Genomic DNA, 281 nt, shown 5'->3' on the forward strand with positions numbered 1-281 from the left:
GGGGCGGGGCGGGCTGCGACCACTGCGACTCGAGCCGGGTCAGCGCCTCGAGCTCGCCGTAGTCGAGGAAGATTCCCCGGCACCCGCTGCACTGCTCGATCTGGACACCGTTGCGGTTGTACGTGTGCATGGGGGCACGGCACTTCGGACACTGCATGGTCGGGTCAACTCCTCGCCGGTCGTACTGCTTCGCGTATCAGCTGGACAGACTCTGTCCGGCTGTGGGCCGGTTGCACCCTACGTCGGGGAATCTCGTCCCGGTCCGCCGGGGGCGGCGGCCG

General features: G+C 69.0%; 1 protein-coding gene. It reads right to left on the bottom strand.

Annotated features, from left to right (window positions below; genetic code table 11):
• On the bottom strand, positions 1-157 hold a 157-nt coding region (locus CCN29_RS34410), incomplete at its 3' end, for a TFIIB-type zinc ribbon-containing protein (RefSeq protein ID WP_442538702.1).
• Positions 158-281 lie beyond the last annotated feature (124 nt).

Origin of the sequence: Streptomyces pseudogriseolus (genome assembly GCA_002154585.1) — a bacterium.
Taxonomy (GTDB): domain Bacteria; phylum Actinomycetota; class Actinomycetes; order Streptomycetales; family Streptomycetaceae; genus Streptomyces; species Streptomyces pseudogriseolus.